Genomic DNA, 24,445 nt, shown 5'->3' with positions numbered 1-24,445 from the left:
GATGAAGTCGGGACGTCACGTGAATGCGGCGGGAAATCAACGGCGATGCGGGTTGCGCCACGCCTGCGTGCGGCGCAGCAGGCGGTGCGAGATGCAGGCGAACAGCACGCACGCGAACGAGGAGGTCGCGAGCACGAGCGTGGCCATCGCCGCGGCCGGGCCCATCTGGCCCGCGTCGTCGAGGTTCAGGATCGCGACCGACGCGGGCTGCGTGTCCGGCGAGTACAGGAACGCGACGGCCGAGACCGTCGTCATCCCGTTGACGAACAGGTAGCGCGCGATCAGCAGGATCGCGGGCAGGCACACGGGCACCGTCACGCGCAGGAAGGTCTTGTAGAACGGCACCTTCAGCGATGCGGACACGGCCTCGAACTCGCTGTCGATCTGCCGGAGTGCGGTGACGGCGGTGAGGTGGCTCGACGCGTAGTAGTGGACGACCGTGACGATCGCGAGCAGCCACAGCGACCCGTACAGCCCGTTCAGCGGATTGCCGGGCGCGTTGAACAGAAAGATGTAGCTGATGCCGAGCACGAGCCCCGGCACGCCCATCGGCAGGATCGCGCACAGGCTGATGAAGCCGCGCAGCCAGCGCGCGCCGCGCGTCTTCTCGATCAGGTAGGCGCCGCCGAACACGACGATCGTGCCGCCGATCGCCACGGTCGCGGCCATCCGCAGGCTGTTCTGGTACGCATCGAAGATGCCGGCCGCGATCAGCCCCATCCGGTAGTGCTGCAGCCCGAGGCTCATCTGGTACGGCCAGAACTTCACGAACGACGCGAACACCGAGATGCCGACCACCGCGATGAAGAAAGCGCACACGAGCGCGCAATACGCGAGCATCGCGGCGTCGAAGCCGCGCGACGGTTTCGGCTGGTACGGCGTCGAGCGTGCGCCGAGCTGCGACTGCTGGCGGCGGCGGATGAAGAAATCGACGCCGAACGCGACGAGTGCCGGGCACAGCAGCATCAGGCTCACGACCGCGCTGCGGTTGAAGTCCTGCAGCCCGATGATCAGCTTGTAGATGTCGGTCGACAGTACGTTGTACGAGCCGCCGATCACGACCGGCACGCCGAAGTCGTTGATGCACATCGTGAACGCGACCATCGTCGCGCTGATCAGCCCGTACTTCGCGCCGGGCAGCGTGATCGTGAAGAACTTGCGGATGCGGCGCGTGCCCATGGCGTCGGCGGCCTCGTAGAGCCGGCCGTCCGCGAGCGACAGCGCGGTGACGAGGATCATCAGCACGTGCGGGAACGACGCGTACACCATGCTCAGCACGATGCCCGGCAGCCCGTAGATCGAATGGCCGTGCAGCAGCGGCTTCAGCAGCCCCGCGTTGCCGAACCAGTAGATGAACGACACGGCCGACAGCAGCGTCGGCGCGAGCAGCGGCAGCAGCGCGATCGTGCGCGCGGCGTTCTTCAGCGGCATGCACGAGCGCGTCAGCGCATACGCGAACGTGAACGCCATCGGCACGACGATCATCGTGACGAGCGCGCCGACCGTCAGCGAGTGCAGCATCGAGCGCAGCACGCCGCTGTCCTCGAGGTATTCGACGAAGTTGTGCGCGCCGACGAAACGCCCGTCCGCGTCGACGAAGCATTTCTGCACGACGAGCGCGAGCGGCAGCAGCAGGAACAGCGACATCAGCGCGGCCATCGCGACGAGCGCGAGCTGCGCGAGGCGGTCGTGCCAGTGCGTGATCTGCCGCACGTCGGCGGGGGCGGCGGCGCCGCGGCGGCGCTCGGTCAGGACGGTGCTCATTGCAGTCGCTCCTTCGCGCACGGGAACACGCGGACATGCTCGCGATCGAGCGCGAGGTCGATGCGCGCGCCGGCCTGCACGCCGGTGCGGTCGACGTCGTGATACGACAGGTCGGCGACGATCTCCTGGCCGTCGAGCCCGTCGATCCGGAAGCTCACGCGGCAGAACGCGCCGAGGAATTCGAGCTTCTCGACGCGGCCGGCCAGCACGTTGTCGGCCGTCTCGCCCGGTACGCGGATCCGCAGGTCTTCCGGCCGCACGTAGACCGACACCGCCGCGCCTGGCGCGGGGCGGGCCGTGCCATGACGGCAGTCGAGGCCGACCGCGCCCGCGCGCAGCGTGCCGTCCCGCGCGACTTCGGCGGGAATCGTGTTGACCCGGCCGATGAAATCCGCGACGAACGGCGAGGCGGGCTGCCGGTAGATTTCGAGCGGCGTGCCGATCTGCTCGATCACGCCGTGGTTCATCACGACGATGCGGTCGGCCATCGACAGCGCTTCTTCCTGGTCGTGCGTGACCATGATCGTCGTCACGCCGAGCCGTTGCTGCAGCGCGCGGATTTCCTGGCGCAGCCGCACCCGCACGCGCGCGTCGAGCGCCGACAGCGGCTCGTCGAGCAGCAGCAGGCCCGGGGACGTCGCGAGCGCGCGCGCCAGCGCGATCCGCTGCTGCTGGCCGCCGGACAGCTGGCCGGGATGCTTGCGATGGCTGTCGGGCAGGCCGACCAGCGCGAGCAGCGTGTGCACGCGCGCGTGGATCGCGTCGCGCTTCATCTTCCGGTTCACGAGCCCGTACGCGACGTTGTCGTACACGGTGAGGTTCGGGAACAGCGCGTACGACTGGAACACGATGCCGTAGTCGCGCAGTTGCGGCGGCAGCCGCGAGATGTCGCGGCCGTCCTGCATGATCTGGCCGGCGTTCTGCGTCTCGAGCCCCGCGATGATCCGCAGCAGCGTGGTCTTTCCGCAGCCCGACGGCCCCAGGAAGCAGATCATCTCGCCCTTCATCACGCTCAGGTTGATGTCGGTGAGGACCTGCGTGTCGTTGTACCGCTTCTCGATGCGTTCTACGCTCAGATAAGGTGCCATGCGCGCCTCCATGCTGGGGCGGCCCGGGGGCCGGATTCGACGAGGGGAAGGGGCACGGGGCGGCGCGTTGCGCGGCCCCGCTGCCGGTCGCGGCGTGCTGGCCGCGTTATTGCCGGGCCTTCGCCCCGTAGCGCTTCTGCCACGTATCGAGGATCGACTGGCGGTTCTTCGCCGACCACACGAAATCGTTCTTCACGAGCAGGTCCGCGTAGTTGTCGGGGATGCCGGCCAGCTTGCGCGCGACGCCCGGATACGCGACGATCGCCCACCAGCGCGCGGTGATCTGGTTCGCATCCTTGCTCGCCATGAAGTCGGCGAGCTTCTTCGCCGCCTCGGGCTGCTTCGTCGTTTTCATGATCGCCGTGCCTTCCATGTCCCAGCCGAGCCCTTCCTTCGGGAACACGAGGTCGATCGGCGCGCCCTGCGACTGCAGTTCGTGGCCGCGGAACTCGAACGAGATGCCGATCGGGAATTCGCCGGTGCCGGCGAGCGTGCACGGCTTCGAGCCCGAGTGGACGTACTGCGCGACGTTCTTGTCGAGCGCGTCCATGAATTTCCAGCCTTTGTCGTCGCCGAAGGTCTGCAGCCATGCGGTCACGTCGAGGTAGCCGGTGCCCGACGACACGGGGCTCGGCATCACGATCGCGCCTTTGTAGACCGGCTTCGTCAGGTCTTCCCACGACGTCGGTTTCGGGATGTTCTTCGCCTGCGCGGCGACGCGGTTGTAGCAGATCGTCGCGCCCCACACGTCCATGCCGACCCAGTGCGGCGGGTTGTTCGCGTCGCTGTACTTGCGCGTGAGCTGGTCGAAGCCCTTCGGCGCGTACGGCATCAGCATGCCCTGCAGGTCGAGCAGCGTGAGGCTCGACGCGGCGAGGCCGAGCACGACGTCCGCGCGCGGGTTGTTCTTTTCCGCGAGCAGCTTCGCGGTGACCGAGCCGGTCGAGTCGCGCACCCAGCGGATCTCGATGTCGGGGTTCGCTTTCTCGAACGCGTCCTTGTAGGGCTTCATCGCCTCGTCTTCCAGTGCGGTGTAGACGAGCAGCGACGTCCTCGCGTGCGCCGCCTGCGCGACGCCGAGCGCGACCGCCGCGGCCAGCGCGAGGCGGGCCGCGCCCGTCGCCCATGCATTCAAACGCTTGTTTACCGGCACTTCGTTCATCTTCAGACCCCTTGACTGTGGCGCCGCGGCACACGGCGGATGAGTGGAGACCAGCCCTCTTGCTGCTGCGTTGTTTTGCTTTCTGTTCTCTGCATGTTGTTGACAATCTACAAATCATCCATTTTAATGTCAAGCATGGAAAACACCTCCCTTCGGCGCGGCGCGGGCGCCGACGGCTCAACCCCTTCGAACCGAAAGGAATGAACGTCATGAGTGAAACGCCTGTATCCGTGGAAGTGAACGGCCGCCGCTACAACTGGATGAGCCGGCCCGTGGTGGTGGTCTGCGTCGATGGCTGCGCATACGAATATCTGGAGGAAGCCGCCGAGGCCGGTGTCGCGCCGTTCCTGCGCACGCTGCTGAAGCCGGGCACGGCGCTCAAGGGCGAATGCGTGGTGCCGAGCTTCACGAACCCGAACAATCTGTCGATCGTGACCGGCGTGCCGCCGGCGATTCACGGGATCAGCGGCAACTACTTCTACGATCGCGACACCGGCGCCGAGGTGCTGATGAACGATCCGAAGTACCTGGTCGCGCCCACCGTGCTCGCGACCTTCGCCGAACAGGGCGCGCGCGTCGCGGTCGTCACCGCGAAGGACAAGCTGCGCCGCCTGCTCGGCAAGGGGCTGAAGGGCATCTGCTTCTCGTCGGAAAAGGCCGACGAGGCGAGCCTCGAGGAAAACGGCATCGACAACGTGCTCGAGCTGGTCGGCAAGCCGGTGCCGAGCGTGTACAGCGCGGCGCTGTCGGAATTCGTGTTCGCGGCCGGCGTGCGCCTGCTCGAGACGCGCCCGATCGACCTGATGTACCTGTCGACCACCGACTACGTGCAGCACAAGTGCGCGCCCGGCACGCCCGGCGCGAACGCGTTCTACGAGATGATGGACCAGTACCTGCAGCGTCTCGACGCGCTCGGTGCGATCGTCGCGATCACGGCCGACCACGGGATGAACGCGAAGCACGACGACGAGACCGGCGAGCCGAACGTGATCTACCTGCAGGAGCTGTTCGACGAGTGGCTCGGCCACGACGCGGCGCGCGTGATCCTGCCGATCACCGATCCGTACGTCGTTCATCACGGCGCGCTCGGCTCGTTCGCGACCGTCTACGTGCCGGCGACGGCCGATGCCGACGCGCTGCGCGCGCGGCTCGCCGCGGTCGACGGCATCGAGGTCGTGCTGACGGGCGCCGAAGGCTGCGCGCGCTTCGAGCTGCCGCCCGCGCGCATGGGCGACCTGATCGTGATCTCGAAGCAGGACGTCGTGCTCGGCACGCGTCGCATCAAGCACGACCTGTCGGGCCTCGACGTGCCGCTGCGCTCGCACGGCGGCATCTCCGAGCAGATCGTGCCGCTGATCTTCAGCAAGCCGGTCGCGACCGACGTCACGGCGCGCGCGCGGCTGCGCAACTTCGACATCATCGACATCGCGCTCAACCATCTGCAGTGATGCACCTGCATCCGCAAGGGGACATACTCATGAACGCCATTGCAGCATCGACGGCCGTCCGCGGGATTCGTCGCGAAGCACTGCGAATCGACGGCGAGCGGATTCATCGGGACGCGGTGATCGACGTGCGCAACCCGTACGACGGCTCGCTGGTCGGCACCGTGCCGAAGGCGACGCTGGACGACGTGCGCCGCGCGTTCGCGGTCGCGCGTGCATACCGGCCGGCGCTCACGCGCCACGATCGCGCGGCGATCCTGCGCCGCGCGGCCGACATCGTGCGTGCGCGCACGGCGGAGATCGCGGCGCTGATCACGGCCGAGGCCGGGTTGTGCCTCAAGGATTCGACGTACGAGGCGGGCCGCGTGGCCGACGTGCTGACGTTCGGCGCGGGCGAAGTGCTGAAGGATGACGGGCAGATCTTCTCGTGCGATCTGACGCCGCACGGCAAGAAACGCCGCGTGTACACGCAGCGCGACCCGCTGCTCGGCGTGATCTCCGCGATCACGCCGTTCAACCATCCGATGAACCAGGTCGCGCACAAGATCGTGCCGTCGATCGCGACCAACAACCGGATCGTCGTGAAGCCGTCGGAAAAGGTGCCGCTGTCGTGTTATCTCTTTGCGGACATCCTGTACGAAGCCGGCTTGCCGCCGCAGATGCTGCAGGTGATCACCGGCGACCCGAAGGAGATCGCCGACGAGCTGATCACGAACCCGGCGATCGACCTCATCACGTTCACGGGCGGCGTGTCGATCGGCAAGTCGATCGCGGCGCGGATGGGCTACCGGCGCGCCGTGCTCGAACTCGGCGGCAACGATCCGATCATCGTGATGGAAGACGCCGATCTCGACGAAGCGAGCACGCTCGCGGTGTCGGGTTCGTACAAGAACTCGGGGCAGCGCTGCACGGCGATCAAGCGGATGCTGGTGCACGAATCGGTGGCCGATCGCTTCACCGAACTCGTCGTCGAGAAGACGCGGGCCTGGTCATACGGCAATCCGTCCGATCCGGCGGTGGACATGGGCACCGTGATCGACGAGGCGGCCGCGAAGTTCTGCGAGCAGCAGGTGAACGACGCGATCGCGCGCGGGGCGCGGCTGCTGGTCGGCAACGTGCGCGACGGCGCGCTGTATTCGCCGACGGTGATCGACCGCGTGACGCCCGACATGCCGATCGTGAAGTACGAGACGTTCGGCCCGGTGTCGCCGATCCTGCGCTTTCGCGACATCGACGACGCGATCCGGATGTCGAACAGCACCGACTATGCGCTGTCGTCGTCGGTGTGCACAAACCGCTTCGACCACATCACGCGCTTCATCACCGAGCTGGAAGTCGGCAGCGTGAACGTGCGCGAAGTGCCGGGTTACCGGCTCGAACTGACGCCGTTCGGCGGCGTGAAGGATTCGGGGCTCGGATACAAGGAAGGCGTGCAGGAAGCGATGAAGAGCTTCACGAATACGAAGACCTATTCGCTGCCGTGGTAAGCGGCGTGTAAGGCGCCCGCGCCGGTTGCGCGGCCGGTGCGGGCGTTATTCGATCGGCTCATATCGTTAGCGGATTTGCGTGTTTGTCGCGCTCCGGCGCATCGGTAGAATTCGCGGACCTCTCGAACGGCGCATGCGTGCCGGCGGGATGATTTCCTCTAATCATTCGGGGTCCGCACCATGAAATTTCTCCGCTCCATCCTGATCGTCGCGCTGCTGCAGGCCACCGCGGCCACCAGCGCGCTGGCCGCCGATGACCTGTCGCAGATCAAGTCGTCCGGCGTGTTCCGGGTCGGCACCGAAGGCACCTATGCGCCGTTCACGTACCACGACGAAACGGGCAAGCTGACCGGTTTCGACGTCGACATCGCAACGGCGATCGCGCAGCGCCTCGGCGTGAAGCCGCAGTTCGTCGAAGGCAAGTGGGACGGCCTGATCGCGGGCCTCGACGTGAACCGCTACGATGCGGTCGTCAATGAAGTGTCGATCACCGACGCGCGCAAGGCGAAATACGATTTCTCGACCCCGTACATCACGTCGCACGCGGTGCTGATCGTGCGCTCGGACAACACGACGATCCGCTCGTTCGACGACCTGAAAGGCAAGAAGTCCGCGAACACGCTGACGAGCAATTTCGGCAAGCTCGCGGCCGCCCATGGCGCCGACGTGGTGCCGGTACAGGGCTTCAACGAATCGATCGATCTGCTGACGTCGGGGCGCGTCGATGCGACGATCAACGATTCGCTGTCGTACCTCGATTTCCGCAAGCACAAGCCCGACGCGAAACTGAAGATCGCGGCGACCGACAAGACCGGCGCCGGCGACGCATCCGGCGTGCTGCTGCGCAAGGGCAGCCCCGCGCTGGTGGCCGCGATCGACAAGGCACTGGCCGACATCAAGGCGGACGGCACCTACGCGAAGATCTCGCAGAAGTACTTCGGCCGCGACGTGTCGCAGCCGTGACGCGAGGCTGAACGATGCCGGCCTGGCTGCACCTGATGGCGGAATCGCTGCGGCCCCTGCTATACGCGGGGCTCGTGTTCACGGTTCCGCTCACGCTCGCGTCGTTCGCGATCGGGCTGCTGCTCGCGTTCGGCGCGGCGCTCGCGCGGCTGTTCGGGCCGCGCTGGGCGCAGGCCGTCGTGCGTTTCTATATCTGGCTGTTCCGCGGTTCGCCGTTGCTCGTGCAGCTGTTCGTGATCTTCTACGGATTGCCGAACGTTGGCATCGTGCTCGATCCGTTGACGGCGGCCGTGATCGGTTTCTCGCTGAACGTCGGCGCGTACAACGCCGAGGTGATCCGCGGCGTGATCGAATCGATGCCGAAGGGGCAGTGGGAAGCCGCCTATTCGATGGCGATGACGCGCGCGCAGGCGTTGCGCCGCGCGATCCTGCCGCAGGCCGCGCGCGTGGCGCTGCCCGCGCTGTCGAACTCGTTCATCTCGCTCGTGAAGGACACGTCGCTCGCGGCCGTGCTGACCGTGCCCGAGATTTTCCAGGCTGCGCAGCGGATCGCGGCAGTGACCTACGAGCCGCTGATTCTCTATACCGAAGCCGCGCTGATCTACCTGCTGTTCAGCTCGGTGCTGTCCACGCTGCAACGTCGCCTCGAAGCCCGCTTCGGCCGCCACGCGCTGTTCCAGGCGGAGTTGCGATGATCCGTCTCGAACGCATCGACAAGTCGTTCGGCGTGCAGCGCGTGCTGAGCGGAATCGACCTCGCATTGCAGCCGGGCAGCGTGACTGCGCTGATCGGGCCGTCCGGCAGCGGCAAGAGCACGCTGCTGCGCTGCGTGAACCTGCTCGAAGTGCCGGAAGCGGGCACGCTCGCGGTCGGCGACGCGCGCATCGCGTTCGCGCCGGGGCGGCGGCCGTCGCGCGACGCGGTGTTCGCGGTGCGCCGGCAGACCGGCATGGTGTTCCAGAACTTCCAGCTGTTTCCGCACCTGAGCGTCGTGCAGAACGTGATGGAGGGGCTCGTCACCGTGCAGCGCTGGCCGCGCGAGCGGGCGCGCGAGCGGGCACTCGCGTTGCTCGACAAGGTCGGCATCGCGGACAAGGCCGACGCATGGCCGGCCACGTTGTCGGGCGGGCAGCAGCAGCGCGTCGCGATCGCACGTGCGCTCGCACCGTCTCCGCAGGTGCTGTTGTGCGACGAGCCGACGTCGGCGCTCGATCCGGAGCTGTCCGTCGAAGTGGTCGAGGTGCTGCGCCAGCTCGCACGCGAAGGCACGACGATGCTGATGGCCACGCACGACCTGCGCCTGGCCGCGTCGATCGCACACGACGCGGTGTTCCTCGCCGACGGCCGCATCGTCGAGGCCGGTGCGTCGCGCGACCTGTTCGGCCGGCCGCGCGACCCACGCACCGCGAAGTTCGTCGCGACGCTCGCGCAGGGCGTGCCGGTGTTCTGACGCGCGGCGCGATGCCGGCGGTGGTCAGCCGGTCACGTGCCCGTCCAGTACCGCGGCGACGATGGCCTCCGGCGCATCTTCCTGGACCAGGTGCCCGGCCCGCGGCACCCTGATCAGCCTGCCGTTCGCGATGCGATCGGCAAGCGCCTGCCCCTGTTCGAGCGGAATCCACGCGTCGTCCTCGCCCCACACGATGCGCACCGGGAAATCCGGCGGCGCGTAACGCGCCTCGGCTTCCTCGATGTAGCACTGGCGCATCTGCGCGATCTGCCGATAGAACGCGGCCTGGCCGGCCGGCGTGAGCCACGGCGCACGGTAGATCGACAGCGCGTCGTCGCTCAGCGGCCGCGCCACCGCATGGCCGAGATAGGCCGTGAGGAGCGCGTGATGGGCATACGCGGGCAAGCCGGTGAACGCGGCTTCGTGCTGCGCGACGTGCCGCACGAACGGCGACCCTTGCGGCGCGATCGCGACCGGATTCACGAGCGTGAGATCCGCGTACGCGATGCCGTCGAGAAAGTGCGCGCGCAGCACGGTGGCGCCGCCGTAGTCGTGCGCGAGGACACGTGGCCGCGAAAGGCCCCACGCATTCAGCATCGCGCCGAACAGCGCGTTCTGGCGGCCGAGCGACACATCCGCGTCCGGCATGTCGGACTGGCCGTAGCCGAGCAGGTCGTAGCAATACACGCGATGACGCCGCGCGAGCCACGGCGCGATCCGGCGCCACACCTGCGATGAAAACGGCGTGCCGTGCACGAGCACCAGCGGCGGCCCTTCGCCGAACGCGCCCCAGGCAATCCGGTGGCCGTCGACATTGAAGCGATTCGGGAGTTCGAGCATCGGCTTCTCCGTGATAACCTGTTTTGGTTGTTAACAGGTTACGCCGGATCGTCCGGATGTGAAACCGATAGGTGAAAATAAATGGTTACTCGAACCGAGCCGGCGCGACACGCGCATGAATGGCGCGCGGCGGATTTCGTCGGCGGCCATCCGGCGCTCGATTTCCTCAATACGGTGGCCGACACGGGCAAGACTCGCGACGAGGACAAGCTCGTCGACTGGCCGGCCGTGCGCGCGTGGGCGGAGCAGGCCGGATTGCTGGCGCCGGACGATCTGGCGCGGCTGCTGCGTCATCCGCGGCAGGACGGGCCTGACGAACTGGCGGCGCTGCGCCGCTTTCGTGACGATGCGTATGCCGCGATCGCGCACCTGACGGCGGATGGGGGCGGCAGCGCCGGTGCGCGCGCGGCGGGCCGGCTCGCGGTGGCGATCCGCGAAGCGATCGGGCGCAGCGCATTCGATGCGATCGACGGCCGCTTCGCGTGGCGGCCCGACGTGCGCGCCGCGTCGCGCTGGATCGATGCGGCCGCGCTCGGCTTCGAGCAGTTGCTGCGCAGCGACGATTTCGCGCGTGTGCGTCAGTGCGGCCGGTGTACGTGGTTCTTCGTCGATCGCGGCCGTGGTGTCGGGCGCCGCTGGTGCGACATGCGCACGTGCGGGAACCGCGCGAAGGTGGAGGCGTTCAGGGAACGATAAAGCGCACGGCGTGACGGGGCGCGCGCCGTGCGTGCGTCATTGGGCGGCTTCGCGCGGCCGGTGTTCGGGCCACAGCGTCGCGGCGATGAACAGCCCGGCGGCGAGGAACGGCGCACCGATCGCGAACAGGATGGCCGTGAGGCCCCAGCGATCCCAGAAGCGGTCGACGATCGCGCGTTCGGGGGTGACGGGGTCGTACAGCACGTTGACCGTGTCGCCCTCGTGCAGGCCCGGATGCGACGACGCCGAGCCTTGCGCGAACGTGATCAGCCGCCCGCTGTCGGTCGTGAACGCGACGATGGCCGAATAGAGCGACGTGCGCGAGCGCGACGACCGTCCGTTTTTCGCGATCTCGACGACGTGGCCGGTCGAGCGCGCGTAGTGGTGCACGATCTGCCACTGATGCAGCGCGGTCGCGCCGGCGCCGGCGAAAAAGCCCGTGCCGATCGCGATCGGAATCAGCACGATCGCGACATCCCAGCGGCGCCGCGCCCGTTTGAGCGCGGCGCGGGTCGGCGGCGGCTCGGCCGGCCGGCGCCGCCGCTCGGCGGCAATCAGCAGGCCGCCGATCGCGAACGACGCGACGGCGAGCAGCGCCGGCACGAGCATCGGAAACCAGCGTTGCGCGAAATCGTCGATCAGGGCGGGGCGGTCGGGGTGGGCGGGGTCGAGCAGCACGTCGACGTTCTCGCCGATGTCGTACGCCGGGACGGTCGAGGCGGTATTGCCGGCAATTTCGCGGCGCTGGCCGTCGTTCGCGAGGTACGCGACGATCGGCCGGTACGCGCGCATCGCGTCGCTGTCCTGCACGATGCGCACGACCGTGCCCGGCGCGCGGATCAAATGGCCGGTTGCGCGGCCGGCCGTGACGGCGAGCACGCCCGCGAGCACGAGCAGCGCGACGCCGAGTGCCAGCGCGACGAGCGCGTCCTTACCCGGCATGGTCCGATCCGGTTCGTGCGTCGCGCGGCGGATTCGGACGGGCTCGGGTGCGCGGCTCGACCGGACGGACAAGCCGATATCGGCGCAACCAGGCCCTCTGAATGGTCGCGTCTCGTTCACATGCTTCCATGTATGACGTCCCATGTTCTCTCAGTGCCGGCAGGCAAACGCCTGGGCCGGTCGTGTGATATTTGTCGGACGATTCTAGCGGAAACGTTGCGCGAGAGGCGCGCGGGTTGCATGCCGAGAAAGGTGTACAACCGTGAAATTCGGCGGCGGAAAAGGAAAAGGCCGGTCAGCTTGCGCTGACCGGCCTTTGAAATTCCTGGTGGGGCGTGAGTGACTCGAACACTCGACCTACGGATTAAGAGTCCGCTGCTCTACCAACTGAGCTAACGCCCCCAACAGAAGAAAGATTATGCCGGGGTTTTCAGGGCATGGCAAGCCCTTTGTGCAAATTTCCTGAAAATATTTCGTCACGCCGGCGGCCGGCGGCGGCGCGGTAACGAGCGATCGCAGTTTGCGCGCTCCCGGTATGATGACGCCACACGTGTTGCGCGGCGGTCGCGCAACGCTTTCTGGACAGTCGAAGATGGACGAAAACGCAGTCCGCGAATTGCTGGATCGCCTGCTGGCCCCGTGGGTCCGCTCGCTGGGTCTGGTCCCCGTGTCGATCGGCGACGACAGCGTCACGCTGCGCCTGCCGTTTTCCGGCGAGTTCCGCCATTCGGGCGGCATCATCTGCGGCCAGGTGTTCACGGCGGCCGCCGATACCGCGATGGTGGTCGCGATCTCGTCCGCGCTTGGCGAGTTCCGGCCGATGACGACGGTATCGCTGAACACCAACTTCATGCGTCCCGTGCGCAAGGGCGACGTGCTTGTCACCGCGCGCGTGCTGCGGATGGGCCGCAACCTCGTGTTCGGTGAAGTCGAGCTGTTCGACGAGGACGGCAAGATGGCCGTCCATGCGACGTCGACCTACGCCCTCGTCAGCTGAGCGGCGCGATGTTCGACCAGATCGTTTTTGCGGGCGGCGGCAATCGCTGCTGGTGGCAAGCCGGCTTCTGGGACGTCGCGCAGCCGGCGCTCGGCCTGCGCCCGCGCGTGATCACCGGCATCTCGGCCGGCGCCGCGACCGCGTGCATGCTGTATACACGCGACGCCGCATGGGTGATGCGCTATTACGAAGAGGCGCTGCGCGACAACCGGAAGAACGCGTACTGGGGCAACCTGTTCGGGCGCGAGCCCGTGTTTCCGCATTACCGCATCTATCGCCAGGCGTTGCTCGACATCTACGGCGAGCCGTTCGCGAAGCTGGCCGACGCGCCGGAGATCCGCATCGGCGTGTCGCACGTGCCGCGCTGGCTCGGCGCGCGCAGCGCGGTCGCCGCCGGGCTCGTCGCGTACAACATCGAGAAATACGTGCGCAAGACGCTGCACCCGACGCTCGGGCGCACGCTCGGCTTTCGGCCCGAATTCGTGCGGGCGCAGGCCTGCACGCGCGTCGACGAACTCGCCGACCTGATCCTGCAGTCGTCCTGCACGCCGCCGTTCACGCCGGTATTGCGCCGCGGCGGCCGGCCCGTGCTCGACGGCGGGATGGTCGACAACGTGCCCGTCGACGCGCTCGACCCGTCGCCCGGCGACGTGCTGGTGCTCGTCACGCGGCTGTACCCGCGTCCGCAGATGTTCACGGTCGCGCACGGCGATCAGCGGCGGCTGTACGTGCAGCCGTCGAGCAAGGTACCGATTTCGAGCTGGGATTACACGAGTCCGTCGCAGATGCGGCACGCGTACGATCTCGGGCGGCGCGACGGCGAGCATTTCCTCACGCGCGTCGGCGCGATGACGGGCGGCCGCGCGGCCGCCTGACGATCGGGAAGGGAGAAGCGGGGCCGCGCGGCGCGCGCGCAGCCCGTGCGATCAGCGCTTGCGGATCGGCGTCAGCGCTTCCGGGTTGGCGACGCTCGACATGTCGCCGTCGTCGAACGCGAGGATGTTGCGGAACGCCGCGCTGAAGTAAAGCTCGTAGCTTTCGCGCTCGACGTAGCCGATGTGCGGCGTGCAGATCACGTTTTCCATCCGCAGCAGGCTGTAGCCCTGCAGGATCGGCTCGCTCTCGAACACGTCGATCGCGACCATCCCCGGACGGTTGTGCGACAGCGCGTTGACGAGCGCGTTTTCCTCCAGCAGCTCGGCGCGGCTCGTGTTGACGAGCAGCGACGTCGGCTTCATTCGCATCAGGTCTTCCTGCTTCACGATCCCGCGCGTGTCGTCGTGCAGGCGCAGGTGCAGCGACAGCACGTCGCTCTGCTCGAACAGCGCTTCGCGGCTCTCGGCCGCCGTGTAGCCGTCGGCGCGCGCGGCTTCGAGCGAATGCTCGCGGCCCCAGATCAGCACGTTCATCCCGAAGGCCTTGCCGTAGCCGGCGACGAGCCGGCCGATCTTGCCGTAGCCCCAGATCCCGAGCGTCTGGCCGCGCAGCACCTGGCCGAGGCCGAAGTTCGGCGGCAGCGCCGACGTCTTCAGGCCCGACTGCTGCCAGGCGCCCTGCTTCAGGTTCGCGACGTATTGCGGAATGCGGCGCTGGGCGGCCATCACGAGCGCCCACGTCAGTTCGGCGGGCGCGATCGGCGAACCGGTGCCTTCGAGCACCGCGATGCCGCGGTCGGTACAGGCTTCCAGATCGATGTGGCTCGACACGCGGCCGGTCTGGCTGATCATGCGCAGGTTCGGCAGCTTGGCGAGCAGTTGCGACGTAATCGGGGTCCGTTCACGAATCAGCACGAGCGCCTCGACTTCCGCCAGGCGGCTTGCGAGCTGTCCCAGGCCGCGCACCGTATTGTTGAAGACCTTCACGTCGTGGCCGGCGAGCATCTCGAAGCAGTTCAGCTTGCGGACGGCGTCCTGGTAGTCGTCGAGGATGGCAATTTTCATGGTGAACGGGTGTCGCGCGTTGAAAGCGGCCGTGGCGGCGGCGCACGTTGCGCGCCCGTCCCGCCCGGCCGGGGCCGACATGATGCTACGTCGGCCGCCTTCATGGTGTCTTTTTAACAGGTTGTTACGCTCCGCCGCAATTGGCGGGAGCCTGACCGGGCGCCGCTCGCGCGCAGTGTGGAAGGGTGCGCTGTTGTGTCGCATCAGACACGTCCTTCCTGATTCGGCTGCTTACTCGACGAGGTTCACCCAATTGTTGCTCCAATCAGAATAATTGGATCATCCATCCGCGTAAGGCGAGGATTTTTGACTATTTTTATCGTCAACCGGTGCCTTGTTGAGCAACTCTGCATCATTTCCGCTGTCGTAGGAGAATTACGCATTTGCTTCATCTTTTTGAAGTTGTATTAGCGGCAGGAGTCGTTTATGGATCATTTGCAGTCGATGCGCGTGTTCGTCAAGGTTGCAGATCTCGGCAGTTTCGCGCGGGCCGCGAGCGCAATGGATATCTCCAACGCGGTCGCGACGCGCCATGTCGCCGACCTGGAAGGCCGGCTTGGCACACGTTTGCTCAATCGCACCACGCGCAGCCTCTCCCTGACGGAGTCGGGTCAGGTCTATCTGGAGCGTGCCCGCCAGATCCTCGATGAGCTCGAGGACGTCGAGCAGATGGTCGTCGCGCGCAATCACGAGCCGGTCGGCACGCTGCGCATCGTCGCGCCGGTCGTGTTCGGCCTGCACAACCTCGCGCCCGTGCTGCAGTCGTACACGGAGAATTTCCCGAAAGTGGTGCCGGATCTCACGCTGGTCGACCGGCAGGTCGATCTCGTCGAGGAAGGCTTCGACGTCGGTATCGTCGTCACGCGCCAGATGCGCAGCGCGAGCATCGTCACGCGGCGCCTGACCACCGGCTGCATGACCGTGTGCGCGACGCCGAGCTACCTGGAGAAGCACGGTGTGCCGACGCATCCGGAGCAGCTCGCCGAGCACCCGAGCCTGAGCCTGCCGACCGAATACTGGGGCGACGAGCGCGTGTTCACGGGGCCGGACGGCGAAGTGCGCGTGCGCCCGACCAACGTGATCGTCGCGAACAACACCGCGATGCTGCGCCAGTTCGCGCTGCTCGGCATGGGCGTCGCGATCCTGCCGAGCTACCTGATCGGCAGCGACATCGCGCGCGGCGCGCTGGTGCGGCTGCTGCCGGATTTCCGGCTGCCGCAGGTCGAGATCAACATCGCGTACCCGAGCCGGCGCCATCTGCCTGCGAAGGTTCGGACCTTCATCGACCACCTCGTCGAGTATTTCAGCCACTCGACCGACGCGATGATGGGGGAACAGTGGGCCGCGCAGAGTTCGGCGCTCGCGCCGATCGGCGTCGAGACGCGTGCCGAGCAGCCGGAAGCGGCCGACCCGAACCTGTCGCCGCGCCTGCCGCGTTCGCCGCGCACGCGCGTCGCGGCGCCGTCGCCGCTGTAACGGCGCGACGGCCGGGCGGCGGTTGCCGCCGGCACAAAAGAAAAACGCGGATCGAGCGATCGATCCGCGTTTTTTTCATGGCTGCCTGGCGCAGCCCGATACGCCGGGGAAGGCTCCCGGCGGCCGGGCCGTTACGACCCCGTCTTGCGCGTCGTCGTCTTGCGGGCGGCGGTCTTGGTCGCCGTGGTCTTGGCGGCCGTCTTGCGGGCCGGTGCCGATTTTTCTTCGGCGCCTTCCGTCACGGTTTCGGCCTCCTTCGTCGCCGATTTTGCCGTCTTCTTCGCGGCGGCGGCCTTCGGCTCCTTCTTCTCGAACTCGAAACCGATCTTGCCGTCCGGTTGCTTCACGAGGAACGCCTTGAAGTTGCGGCCGGTACGCGACGACTTGAAGTTCGGCAGCAGATCCGTGCGGCCGTCGGCCAGCAGCTTGCCCATCTGCTCGCGCGTGATTTCCTGTTGCAGGATCACCTTGCCCGAGCGGAAGTCGCAGGTCTTCGGGTTCGCCACCGAGTGCTCGCACACGTAGCTCATCCCGTGCTCGAACACGCGGCCCTTGCACTTCGGGCACGCGCCGACCGGTTCCTGCGCGGAGAAGTCGGGCGCTTCGCCTTCCTCGCCGCCCTGGTCCTGGCCGAAATCGAACTCGAGCTTGTAGTTCTTCGTCTCGTCGTCGAAGGACAGCTTGAGGATCGCCGAGAACGGGCGGCCCATCTTGCTGCGGAAGCCGGACAGCGGCCCGATTTCCTTCTTCTGCAGCAATTCCTCGACTTCCGGGATCTCGAACTGCCGGCTGCCCGGGATCTTCGAGATCGAGAACTCGCACTTCGTGCACGCGAAGCGGCGGTAGTTTTCCTTCACCTGGCCGCCGCAGTTCGGGCATGGCGTCTCGAGCGTCGCGTAATCGCCGGGGATCGTGTCGGAATCGTATTCCTTCGCGCGCTTGACGATCTGCTGCGTCATGCGGGCGATTTCCTGCATGAACGCGTCCCGCCCGAGATTGCCGCGCTCCATCTGCGACAGCTTGTATTCCCATTCGCCGGTCAGCTCGGGCGCGGTCAGTTCCTTCACGCCGAGCCCGCGCAGCAGCGTCATCAGCTGGAATGCCTTCGCGGTCGGGATCAGCTCGCGGCCTTCGCGCAGCAGGTATTTCTCGCCGAGCAGGCCTTCGATGATCGCCGCACGCGTTGCCGGCGTGCCGAGACCCTTCGCGGCCATCGCCTCGCGCAGCTCGTCGTCCTCGACGAGCTTGCCCGCGCCTTCCATCGCCGACAGCAGCGTCGCTTCCGAATAGCGTGCGGGCGGCTTCGTCACGAGCGCGACGGCGGCGATTTCGTCCGTCTTCACCTTCTCGTCCTTCTGCACCGGCACGAGGTTCGCGTCCGCGCCTTCGGCGTCGCGGCCGTACACCTGCAGCCAGCCCGGCTCGACGAGCACCTTGCCTTCGGTCTTGAAGTGATGGCCGGCGACTTCGGTGATCCGCGTCGTGACGCGGAATTCGGCCGCCGGGAAGAACACGGCGAGGAAGCGCTTCACGACCATGTCGTACAGCTTCTGCTCCGGCTCGGACAGCGACTTCGGCGCCTGCAGTGTCGGGATGATTGCAAAGTGGTCGCTGATCTTCGAGTTGTCGAAGATCCGCTTGTTCGGCTTGACCCAACCCTTGTCGAGCACCTGCTTCGCATGCGGCAGGTAGTTGTTGCTCTCCTTGAGCATCTCGAGCGTGGACTCGACCGTCGACAGGTAGTCTTCCGGCAGCGCGCGCGCGTCGGTACGCGGGTAGGTCAGCACCTTGTGCTTTTCATACAGCGCCTGCGCGAGACCGAGCGTGTTCTTCGCGGAGAAGCCGAAACGGCTGTTCGCCTCGCGCTGCAGGCTCGTCAGGTCGAACAGCAGCGGCGACAGTTGCGTTGACGGCTTTGATTCCTCGGAGACCGTGCCGATCTGGTCGCGGCACGCGGCGACGATCGTTTCGGCGGCCGGCAGGCTCCACAGGCGGGAGTCGCGCCTCTCCGGATCGAATTCGTCGCGCTTGAATTTCGGGTCGAACCACTTGCCTTCGTAGAAGCCGCCGGCGCACGCAAACTCGGCCTTCACTTCCCAGTAGTCGCGCGGAATGAAGCGGCGGATTTTCTCTTCACGTTCGACGACGATCGACAGCGTTGGCGTCTGAACGCGGCCGACGGTGGTCAGGAAGAAGCCGCCGCCCTTGCTGTTGAATGCGGTCATCGCGCGGGTACCGTTGATCCCGACGAGCCAGTCGGCTTCCGAGCGGCAGCGCGCGGCGTCGGCGAGCGGCTGCATGTCGGTGTCGCTGCGCAGGTTCGCGAAACCGTCGCGGATCGCCTGCGGCGTCATCGACTGCAGCCACAGGCGCTGGACCGGCTGCTTCGCCTTCGCGTGCTGCGCGATCAGGCGGAAAATCAGTTCGCCCTCGCGCCCCGCGTCACATGCGTTGATCAGGCGGTCGACGTCCTTGCGCTTCATCAGCTTCGTGAGCACCTTGAGGCGCGACTCGCTTTTTGCGATCGGGTTCAGGTCGAAATGCGGGGGGATGACGGGCAGATGCGCGAAGCTCCATTTCCCGCGCTTGACCTCGTACTCTTCCGGGGCGGCGATTTCCAGCAGGTGGCCGACAGCGGACGAAAGGACGAAATCGTCGCTCTCGTAATACTCGTCATGCTTGGTAAAGCCGCCCAAAGCGCGTGCGATGTCGTTCGCGACAGAAGGCTTTTCCGCAATGATCAGTGCTTTGGACATGACAGGTGTGTGTTGGTAGACCGGGTTCGCCGGTTGTGGGTCGCTTTTACGACCGCTTTATAGCACACGCCGCAGCGACGGCGGCTCGGCGTGTAAAAAGCGGCCCATCATAGAGGGGGGCTGCAACGGCGGCAAGCGCCCCGCCGCGGCGAGGCGCGCAAACACGCGCCCAACCGCTGCGCCGGCCGGCGAATTCAGGCTTCGACGATCAGGACGTTGCGCAATTTCGGTGCGTGCGGCGCGCCGGGTACCGCGCTCAGGTCGGACAGCATCCGCTCGACGATCGCCGCGTGCGGCAGCACCGTGCCGAAGAAACGTGCGGTGTTGGCGTCCTCGATCAGGATCGTCGGGAAGTTCTCGACGTCGAGATCGTCGAGCCGGTCGGCATGCGTTTCGATGTCGATCCAGGCGAAACAGGCGTTTGGATGCGCATCGGCGAGCTGGTCGAAGGCCGTCCGGTAGTCACGGCACGTGCCGCACCACTCGGCGCACAGGCAGGCGACGAGCAACGTGCCGGGATCGGCGAGGCGCTCGGCGATCCGATCCGCATCGGTGTCGAGGTTCAGCGCGGGCATGGAATTCCTTGGATATCGTCGGCGGCTTGGCCGCCTCTATGCCGGGGAATGTAGCACGCCGCGCGCGGCCGGGGTGGGCGCGGCGTCAAGCCGCGCGAAGCGTCCGCCGGGGAGGCTGGCGACGCGGCCGGCCAGCTCCAGCGCCAGCAGCGCGCCGTGCAGCACGTCGTCGGGCAGGCCGCTGTGTTCGGCGAGCCACTCGTAGGTAACGGGGCCGTATCCCAAGGCGGCAAGCACGGCTCGCTCCGGCGGGGAGCAGGGTGGCGGGGCGTCGATCCGGGCCGGCGCGATGGCCGCTGCGGCGGAATCCGCTGGTGCGATGGAGGCGGATTCGGGGGCGCGAATTTCGCCGTCTGTCGGGTCACGGCTGTCGGCGCGCGCGGCACCACCCGTCGCGCGCGCTGCCGGTTCGCCCAACCCGTATTCCTCCAGCACGTCGAGCGGCGATGCGGTGAGCTTCGCGCCGTCGCGGATCAGCGCGTGGCAGCCCTGGGCAAGCGGTGCGTGGATCGAGCCCGGCACCGCGAACACGTCGCGCCCCAGTTCGTTCGCGAGCCGCGCGGTGATCAGCGAGCCGGAGCGCGGCGCGGCCTCGACGACGAGCGTGCCGATCGCCAGCGCGGCAATCAGCCGGTTGCGCCGCGGGAAATGCGCGGCACGGGCCGGCGTGCCGAGCGGCCATTCGGACACGATCGCGCTGCGCGCGGCGATCTCGTGCGCAAGTGCGCGATGCCGCGCCGGATAGACGAGATCGGCGCCCGTCGCGATGACGGCGACCGTGCCCGAGCGGCCGTCGAGCCCGCCGCGATGCGCGGCACCGTCGATCCCGAGCGCGAGGCCCGAGACGATCGAGAGCCCTGCGTCGGACAACGCGCGTGCGAAGCCCGTTGCGTCGGCGAGCCCCTGCGGCGTCGCGTGCCGGCTGCCGACCACGGCGAGGCCGCGTGCATGCAGCAGGTCGAGCCGGCCCTTTACATATAGCAGGGGCGGCGGATCGTGCAGGTCGCGCAGCCGCGGCGGGTAGGCCGGATCGTTGAGCGTGACCAGCACATTGCCCGGCGCGTCGAGCCACGCGAGCGCGGCGTCGGTGCACACGTCGAGATCGCCGCGCTCGCTCGCGCGGACGGCTTGCGCGGCGGCGGCGCTGCTCACCGCGGCAATGGCCGGGTCGGATGCGCGCAGCAGCGCGGCCGGCGAACCGAAGGTATCGAGCAGGATCTGCAGCACGGCCGGCGCGAGGCCGGGCGCATGCGCGAGCTGCAGCCACGCGCGCAGCGCGGACGGCGTCAGCGCTTGCGGCGACATGAGGCTGCCCTCGAATGCGGCGGCCAGCGAACCGCGTGGCGCCATGATAAAATTTTCATCATCCGAAATACTCGACAGGGCCGCGCGCACAAGCGCCCGGCCGATTGCAGGAGGCGCGATCCGCGGCGTTGATTCGCCACGCATCCGCCCCATCTTCATTGCATCCCGGCGGCGGCACCAGTCGGCCGGACGGCCGATGCGGCACGTCGCTCCACCGAATACCGAACACCATGGCTTTGCTCAATATTCTTCATTACCCCGACAAGCGGCTGCACAAGGTCGCCAAGCCCGTCGACAAGGTCGACGACCGGATCCGCAAGCTCGTCGCCGACATGGCCGAAACCATGTACGCGGCGCCCGGCATCGGCCTGGCGGCCACGCAGGTCGACGTGCACGAGCGCGTGATCGTGATCGACGTCTCCGAGGAGAAGAACGAGCTGCGCGCGTTCATCAACCCCGAGATCGTGTGGTCGAGCGACGCGAAGCAGATCTATGAAGAGGGCTGCCTGTCGGTGCCCGGCATCTACGACGAAGTCGAGCGGCCCGATCACGTGCGCGTGCGCGCGCTCAACGAGCAGGGCGAGACCTTCGAGCTCGACTGCGAAGGCCTGCTCGCCGTGTGCGTTCAGCACGAGATGGATCACCTGATGGGGCGCGTGTTCGTCGAATACCTGTCGCCGCTCAAGCAGACGCGCATCAAGACGAAGATGAAGAAACTCGAACGCGCGATGTAACGCGCGTTCCCCCTGCCCGACCCGAACGCTTTCATGACCCATACGTTGCGCGTGATTTTTGCCGGCACGCCGGAATTCGCCGCGGCTGCCCTTGCCGCGATCCACGAGGCCGGTTTCCCGGTGCCGCTCGTGCTCACCCAGCCCGATCGCCCTGCGGGGCGCGGGATGAAGCTGCAGGCGAGCGCCGTGAAGCGTTACGCCGTCGAGCACGGGATGCCCGTCGCGCAGCCGCCGTCGCTGCGCCGCGCGGGCAAGTACCCGGCCGAGGCGGCCGACGCGATCGAGCTGCTGCGCACGACGCCGCACGACGTGATGGTGGTGGCCGCGTACGGCCTGCTGCTGCCGCAGGAAGTGCTCGACATCCCGCGTGCCGGCTGCATCAACATCCATGCGTCGCTGCTGCCGCGCTGGCGCGGCGCCGCGCCGATCCATCGTGCGATCGAGGCCGGCGACGCCGAGACGGGCGTCACGCTGATGCAGATGGACGTCGGCCTCGACACCGGCGCGATGATCGAGGAAGCCCGTGTCGCCATCGCGGCCGACGATACGACCGCGACGCTGCACGACCGTCTGGCCGCCGACGGCGCGCGGCTGATCGTCGACGCGCTCGTGCGGCTCGAGCGCGACGGCACGCTGCCGGCGACGCCGCAGCCGGCCGACGGCGTGACCTATGCGGAAAAGATCGACAAGCACGAAGCGGCGCTCGACTGGCGCAAGCCTGCCGACGTGCTCGCGCGCCAGGTGCGTGCGTTCGATCCGTTCCCGGGCGGCGTCGCGACGCTCGACGGCGCGGCGATCAAGCTGTGGGCGGCCGAGCCCGTGGCGGCGCGCGGCGACGCGGCGCCCGGCACGATCGTCGAAGCCGCGCCGGAAGGCGTGGTCGTCGCGTGCGGCAGCGGCGCGCTGCGCGTCACGCAGTTGCAGAAGCCGGGCGGCAAGCGGTTGCCCGCGCGCGAATTCCTGGCCGGCTCGCCGCTCGCCGCGGGCCAGCGTTTCGCGTTGCCCGACGCGGCCTGAGCGCCATTCGATCCGACCTGCCCGCCCTGCGCAATCGGCCGAACGGCCGAGTCGCGCGGCGCGGCAGGCGCGCGTAGAATTTCCCTGCGCTCTCCGGTTTCGAGGTTTTCATGTTCGGCATCACCCATTTCGGTTTCTTCGTGCTGGCGGTTTTCTTGCTGAACGTCACGCCCGGCCCCGATACGGCCTACATCGTCGGCCGCAGCGTCGCGCAGGGCCGCGGCGCGGGGCTGATGTCGGCGTTCGGCATTTCGGCCGGCTGCTGCGTGCACGCGCTCGCGTGCGCATTCGGCCTGACCGCGCTGCTCGCGGCGTCGGCCACCGCGTTCACGGTGATCAAGCTGGTTGGCGCGGCCTACCTGATCTACCTCGGCGTGCGGATGATCGTCACGAAGCAGGCCGCCGCGCCGTCGGGCGCCGAAGCCGCGCAGGCCGCGGCCGTCAAGCCGCTGCGCCAGCTGTTCATGCAGGGCTTCTGGACCAACGTGCTGAACCCGAAGGTCGTGCTGTTCTTCGTGTCGTTCTTTCCGCAGTTCGTGTCGGCCGACAGCCCGCACAAGGCATGGGCGTTCCTGACCCTCGGCGCGGTGTTCGTCGCGATGAGCACGGTCTGGACCAGCCTCGTCGCATGGGTGGCGGGCAGCGTCACGCAGCGTTTTTCCGGCAAGCCGGGCGTCAGGAAGTGGCTCGACCGCACGGTCGGCAGCGCGTTCGTGGGCCTTGGGCTGCGTCTTGCGGCAGCGCAACGCTGAGATTGAATTTTTCCGGCAAGACCTTATCTAACAAATCGCTTACAATTTTCCGCCGTGCGCTGTGATGCGCGGCGGGTCCCCTGACGGATAAGGAGTGGGTATGTTCAATTGGGTCAAAACGGCGATGCTGATGGCCGCGATCACGGCCCTGTTCATCGTGATCGGCGGGATGATCGGCGGCTCGCGGGGCATGACGATCGCGCTGCTGTTCGCGCTCGCCATGAATTTCTTCTCGTACTGGTTCTCGGACAAGATGGTGCTGCGCATGTACAACGCGCAGGAAGTCGACGAGAACACGGCGCCGCAGTTCTACCGGATGGTGCGCGAGCTGGCCACGCGCGCGAACCTGCCGATGCCGCGCGTCTACCTGATCAACGAGGATGCGCCGAACGCGTTCGCGACGGGCCGCAACCCCGAGCACGCGGCGGTCGCCGCGACGACGGGCATCCTGCGCGTGCTGTCGGAGCGCGAGATGCGCGGCGTGATGGCGCACGAGCTCGCGCACGTGAAGCACCGCGACATCCTGATCTCGACGATCACCGCGACGATGGCGGGCGCGATCTCCGCGCTCGCGAACTTCGCGATGTTCTTCGGCGGGCGCGACGAGAACGGCCGGCCGGCCAACCCGATCGCGGGTATCGCGGTCGCGCTGCTCGCGCCGATCGCCGGCGCGCTGATCCAGATGGCGATTTCGCGGGCCCGCGAGTTCGAGGCCGACCGCGGCGGCGCGCAGATTTCCGGCGATCCGCAGTCGCTCGCGACCGCGCTCGACAAGATCCATCGCTATGCGGCGGGTATCCCGTTCCAGGCGGCCGAGGCCCATCCGGCCACCGCGCAGATGATGATCATGAACCCGCTGCACGGCGGCGGCCTGCAGAACCTGTTCTCGACGCACCCGGCCACCGAGGAGCGCATCGCGCGCCTGATGGAGATGGCGCGTACCGGCCGCTTCGACTGAACCCCGGCCCCCGCGCGGCCGTTGCCGCGCGGGGGCCGTCACGCCACCCCGCACGCTTCGCGCTGCGGGGTGTTTCATTTGGGCGCGCCTTAAAGAGG

Annotated in this window: 22 protein-coding genes and 1 tRNA gene; 13 read left to right on the top strand and 10 right to left on the bottom strand. The window is 67.5% G+C overall.

Translation table 11 applies throughout. From position 1 onward, the window contains the following. Positions 1 to 36: 36 nt before the first annotated feature. The 3 genes from AC1VVG_RS16550 to AC1VVG_RS16540 form a co-directional block, all read right to left on the bottom strand. Positions 37 to 1,764, bottom strand: coding sequence for a putative 2-aminoethylphosphonate ABC transporter permease subunit (locus tag AC1VVG_RS16550; protein ID WP_049031868.1), 1,728 nt, complete (start codon positions 1,762 to 1,764; stop codon positions 37 to 39). Further along, positions 1,761 to 2,852 carry a putative 2-aminoethylphosphonate ABC transporter ATP-binding protein gene (locus AC1VVG_RS16545; RefSeq protein ID WP_059561576.1) on the bottom strand — a complete coding sequence of 364 codons (1,092 nt, stop codon included), beginning with the start codon at positions 2,850 to 2,852 and terminating at the stop codon, positions 1,761 to 1,763. Before AC1VVG_RS16545 ends, AC1VVG_RS16550 begins: the two co-directional genes overlap by 4 nt. A 106-nt stretch (positions 2,853 to 2,958) precedes the next feature. After that, a complete protein-coding gene (locus AC1VVG_RS16540; protein WP_482835852.1) occupies positions 2,959 to 4,014 on the bottom strand; it encodes a putative 2-aminoethylphosphonate ABC transporter substrate-binding protein in 1,056 nt (351 codons plus the stop codon). Positions 4,015 to 4,223: 209 nt separating this feature from the next. Between AC1VVG_RS16540 and phnA the strand changes: the two genes are divergently transcribed. The 5 genes from phnA to AC1VVG_RS16515 all read left to right on the top strand — a co-directional run bounded on the left by phnA (position 4,224) and on the right by AC1VVG_RS16515 (position 9,359). Beyond that, on the top strand, positions 4,224 to 5,462 hold the full coding sequence (gene phnA / locus AC1VVG_RS16535; RefSeq protein ID WP_034190338.1) for a phosphonoacetate hydrolase: 1,239 nt from the start codon (positions 4,224 to 4,226) through the stop codon (positions 5,460 to 5,462). Positions 5,463 to 5,491: 29 nt separating this feature from the next. After that, positions 5,492 to 6,946 (top strand): phosphonoacetaldehyde dehydrogenase, encoded by a 1,455-nt coding sequence (gene phnY, locus AC1VVG_RS16530; RefSeq protein ID WP_034190339.1) that lies wholly within the window; start codon positions 5,492 to 5,494, stop codon positions 6,944 to 6,946. Positions 6,947 to 7,126: 180 nt separating this feature from the next. Next, on the top strand, positions 7,127 to 7,909 hold the full coding sequence (locus AC1VVG_RS16525; RefSeq protein ID WP_049028912.1) for an amino acid ABC transporter substrate-binding protein: 783 nt from the start codon (positions 7,127 to 7,129) through the stop codon (positions 7,907 to 7,909). Positions 7,910 to 7,923: 14 nt separating this feature from the next. Next, positions 7,924 to 8,604 (top strand): amino acid ABC transporter permease, encoded by a 681-nt coding sequence (locus AC1VVG_RS16520; RefSeq protein WP_034190212.1) that lies wholly within the window; start codon positions 7,924 to 7,926, stop codon positions 8,602 to 8,604. Beyond that, complete coding sequence (locus tag AC1VVG_RS16515; RefSeq protein ID WP_482835851.1) at positions 8,601 to 9,359, top strand: amino acid ABC transporter ATP-binding protein; 759 nt, start codon at positions 8,601 to 8,603, stop codon at positions 9,357 to 9,359. Before AC1VVG_RS16520 ends, AC1VVG_RS16515 begins: the two co-directional genes overlap by 4 nt. Before the next feature lie 24 nt (positions 9,360 to 9,383). On the opposite strand, the gene AC1VVG_RS16510 is transcribed toward AC1VVG_RS16515, so the two are convergent. Then, positions 9,384 to 10,199 carry an alpha/beta fold hydrolase gene (locus AC1VVG_RS16510; protein WP_034190214.1) on the bottom strand — a complete coding sequence of 272 codons (816 nt, stop codon included), beginning with the start codon at positions 10,197 to 10,199 and terminating at the stop codon, positions 9,384 to 9,386. Positions 10,200 to 10,280: 81 nt separating this feature from the next. Between AC1VVG_RS16510 and AC1VVG_RS16505 the strand changes: the two genes are divergently transcribed. Continuing rightward, positions 10,281 to 10,895 carry a CGNR zinc finger domain-containing protein gene (locus AC1VVG_RS16505; protein ID WP_069706576.1) on the top strand — a complete coding sequence of 205 codons (615 nt, stop codon included), beginning with the start codon at positions 10,281 to 10,283 and terminating at the stop codon, positions 10,893 to 10,895. A 36-nt stretch (positions 10,896 to 10,931) separates the two neighbouring features. On the opposite strand, the gene AC1VVG_RS16500 is transcribed toward AC1VVG_RS16505, so the two are convergent. Continuing rightward, the gene (locus AC1VVG_RS16500) at positions 10,932 to 11,837 is read right to left on the bottom strand and encodes a DUF3592 domain-containing protein (RefSeq protein WP_482835850.1); all 906 of its coding nucleotides are present in this window, start codon (positions 11,835 to 11,837) and stop codon (positions 10,932 to 10,934) included. Between the two features lie 326 nt (positions 11,838 to 12,163). Then, positions 12,164 to 12,239: transfer RNA gene (locus tag AC1VVG_RS16495), tRNA-Lys, on the bottom strand. Between the two features lie 190 nt (positions 12,240 to 12,429). On the opposite strand from AC1VVG_RS16495, the gene AC1VVG_RS16490 reads away from it, so the two are divergent. Together AC1VVG_RS16490 and AC1VVG_RS16485 are read left to right on the top strand one after the other, a co-directional pair. Further along, complete coding sequence (locus tag AC1VVG_RS16490) at positions 12,430 to 12,834, top strand: PaaI family thioesterase (RefSeq protein WP_034201217.1); 405 nt, start codon at positions 12,430 to 12,432, stop codon at positions 12,832 to 12,834. A gap of 8 nt (positions 12,835 to 12,842) precedes the next feature. Continuing rightward, the gene (locus tag AC1VVG_RS16485; protein WP_034190218.1) at positions 12,843 to 13,709 is read left to right on the top strand and encodes a patatin-like phospholipase family protein; all 867 of its coding nucleotides are present in this window, start codon (positions 12,843 to 12,845) and stop codon (positions 13,707 to 13,709) included. 51 nt (positions 13,710 to 13,760) lie between these two features. Here the strand turns inward: AC1VVG_RS16485 and AC1VVG_RS16480 are convergent, their stop codons facing one another. Continuing rightward, positions 13,761 to 14,774 (bottom strand): D-2-hydroxyacid dehydrogenase family protein, encoded by a 1,014-nt coding sequence (locus tag AC1VVG_RS16480; protein WP_034190219.1) that lies wholly within the window; start codon positions 14,772 to 14,774, stop codon positions 13,761 to 13,763. 426 nt (positions 14,775 to 15,200) lie between these two features. On the opposite strand from AC1VVG_RS16480, the gene AC1VVG_RS16475 reads away from it, so the two are divergent. Then, complete coding sequence (locus AC1VVG_RS16475; RefSeq protein WP_482835849.1) at positions 15,201 to 16,250, top strand: LysR family transcriptional regulator; 1,050 nt, start codon at positions 15,201 to 15,203, stop codon at positions 16,248 to 16,250. 131 nt (positions 16,251 to 16,381) lie between these two features. Here the strand turns inward: AC1VVG_RS16475 and AC1VVG_RS16470 are convergent, their stop codons facing one another. The 3 genes from AC1VVG_RS16470 to dprA form a co-directional block, all read right to left on the bottom strand. Continuing rightward, complete coding sequence (locus AC1VVG_RS16470; protein WP_034190221.1) at positions 16,382 to 19,006, bottom strand: DNA topoisomerase III; 2,625 nt, start codon at positions 19,004 to 19,006, stop codon at positions 16,382 to 16,384. A gap of 194 nt (positions 19,007 to 19,200) precedes the next feature. After that, positions 19,201 to 19,581, bottom strand: coding sequence for a thioredoxin family protein (locus AC1VVG_RS16465; RefSeq protein WP_034190222.1), 381 nt, complete (start codon positions 19,579 to 19,581; stop codon positions 19,201 to 19,203). A 36-nt stretch (positions 19,582 to 19,617) separates the two neighbouring features. Further along, positions 19,618 to 20,931 carry a DNA-processing protein DprA gene (gene dprA / locus AC1VVG_RS16460; RefSeq protein ID WP_482835848.1) on the bottom strand — a complete coding sequence of 438 codons (1,314 nt, stop codon included), beginning with the start codon at positions 20,929 to 20,931 and terminating at the stop codon, positions 19,618 to 19,620. A 185-nt stretch (positions 20,932 to 21,116) separates the two neighbouring features. Between dprA and def the strand changes: the two genes are divergently transcribed. The 4 genes from def (at position 21,117) to htpX (ending at position 24,347) form a co-directional block, all read left to right on the top strand. After that, the gene (gene def, locus AC1VVG_RS16455; protein ID WP_006477461.1) at positions 21,117 to 21,620 is read left to right on the top strand and encodes a peptide deformylase; all 504 of its coding nucleotides are present in this window, start codon (positions 21,117 to 21,119) and stop codon (positions 21,618 to 21,620) included. 33 nt (positions 21,621 to 21,653) lie between these two features. Further along, entirely contained in the window at positions 21,654 to 22,637 is a 984-nt protein-coding gene (fmt, locus tag AC1VVG_RS16450; RefSeq protein WP_034190224.1) for a methionyl-tRNA formyltransferase, read from the top strand. A gap of 110 nt (positions 22,638 to 22,747) precedes the next feature. Next, entirely contained in the window at positions 22,748 to 23,389 is a 642-nt protein-coding gene (locus AC1VVG_RS16445; RefSeq protein ID WP_482835847.1) for a LysE family translocator, read from the top strand. Positions 23,390 to 23,489: 100 nt separating this feature from the next. Beyond that, positions 23,490 to 24,347 carry a zinc metalloprotease HtpX gene (htpX, locus tag AC1VVG_RS16440; protein WP_059561479.1) on the top strand — a complete coding sequence of 286 codons (858 nt, stop codon included), beginning with the start codon at positions 23,490 to 23,492 and terminating at the stop codon, positions 24,345 to 24,347. Positions 24,348 to 24,445: the final 98 nt, after the last annotated feature.

This window comes from Burkholderia sp. L-4, from assembly GCF_056856535.1.
The sequence above is the reverse complement of the archived record's forward strand: the minus strand, read 5'-3'. Positions and strand labels throughout refer to the sequence as shown.

Coding starts and splice junctions, on each gene's coding strand:
- AC1VVG_RS16550 (WP_049031868.1), bottom strand. CDS start 1,764: ATGAGCACCGTCCTGACCGAGCGCCGCCGCGGCGCCGCCGCCCCCGCC.
- AC1VVG_RS16545 (WP_059561576.1), bottom strand. CDS start 2,852: ATGGCACCTTATCTGAGCGTAGAACGCATCGAGAAGCGGTACAACGAC.
- AC1VVG_RS16540 (WP_482835852.1), bottom strand. CDS start 4,014: ATGAACGAAGTGCCGGTAAACAAGCGTTTGAATGCATGGGCGACGGGC.
- phnA (WP_034190338.1), top strand. CDS start 4,224: ATGAGTGAAACGCCTGTATCCGTGGAAGTGAACGGCCGCCGCTACAAC.
- phnY (WP_034190339.1), top strand. CDS start 5,492: ATGAACGCCATTGCAGCATCGACGGCCGTCCGCGGGATTCGTCGCGAA.
- AC1VVG_RS16525 (WP_049028912.1), top strand. CDS start 7,127: ATGAAATTTCTCCGCTCCATCCTGATCGTCGCGCTGCTGCAGGCCACC.
- AC1VVG_RS16520 (WP_034190212.1), top strand. CDS start 7,924: ATGCCGGCCTGGCTGCACCTGATGGCGGAATCGCTGCGGCCCCTGCTA.
- AC1VVG_RS16515 (WP_482835851.1), top strand. CDS start 8,601: ATGATCCGTCTCGAACGCATCGACAAGTCGTTCGGCGTGCAGCGCGTG.
- AC1VVG_RS16510 (WP_034190214.1), bottom strand. CDS start 10,199: ATGCTCGAACTCCCGAATCGCTTCAATGTCGACGGCCACCGGATTGCC.
- AC1VVG_RS16505 (WP_069706576.1), top strand. CDS start 10,281: ATGGTTACTCGAACCGAGCCGGCGCGACACGCGCATGAATGGCGCGCG.
- AC1VVG_RS16500 (WP_482835850.1), bottom strand. CDS start 11,837: ATGCCGGGTAAGGACGCGCTCGTCGCGCTGGCACTCGGCGTCGCGCTG.
- AC1VVG_RS16490 (WP_034201217.1), top strand. CDS start 12,430: ATGGACGAAAACGCAGTCCGCGAATTGCTGGATCGCCTGCTGGCCCCG.
- AC1VVG_RS16485 (WP_034190218.1), top strand. CDS start 12,843: ATGTTCGACCAGATCGTTTTTGCGGGCGGCGGCAATCGCTGCTGGTGG.
- AC1VVG_RS16480 (WP_034190219.1), bottom strand. CDS start 14,774: ATGAAAATTGCCATCCTCGACGACTACCAGGACGCCGTCCGCAAGCTG.
- AC1VVG_RS16475 (WP_482835849.1), top strand. CDS start 15,201: ATGGATCATTTGCAGTCGATGCGCGTGTTCGTCAAGGTTGCAGATCTC.
- AC1VVG_RS16470 (WP_034190221.1), bottom strand. CDS start 19,006: ATGTCCAAAGCACTGATCATTGCGGAAAAGCCTTCTGTCGCGAACGAC.
- AC1VVG_RS16465 (WP_034190222.1), bottom strand. CDS start 19,581: ATGCCCGCGCTGAACCTCGACACCGATGCGGATCGGATCGCCGAGCGC.
- dprA (WP_482835848.1), bottom strand. CDS start 20,931: ATGGCGCCACGCGGTTCGCTGGCCGCCGCATTCGAGGGCAGCCTCATG.
- def (WP_006477461.1), top strand. CDS start 21,117: ATGGCTTTGCTCAATATTCTTCATTACCCCGACAAGCGGCTGCACAAG.
- fmt (WP_034190224.1), top strand. CDS start 21,654: ATGACCCATACGTTGCGCGTGATTTTTGCCGGCACGCCGGAATTCGCC.
- AC1VVG_RS16445 (WP_482835847.1), top strand. CDS start 22,748: ATGTTCGGCATCACCCATTTCGGTTTCTTCGTGCTGGCGGTTTTCTTG.
- htpX (WP_059561479.1), top strand. CDS start 23,490: ATGTTCAATTGGGTCAAAACGGCGATGCTGATGGCCGCGATCACGGCC.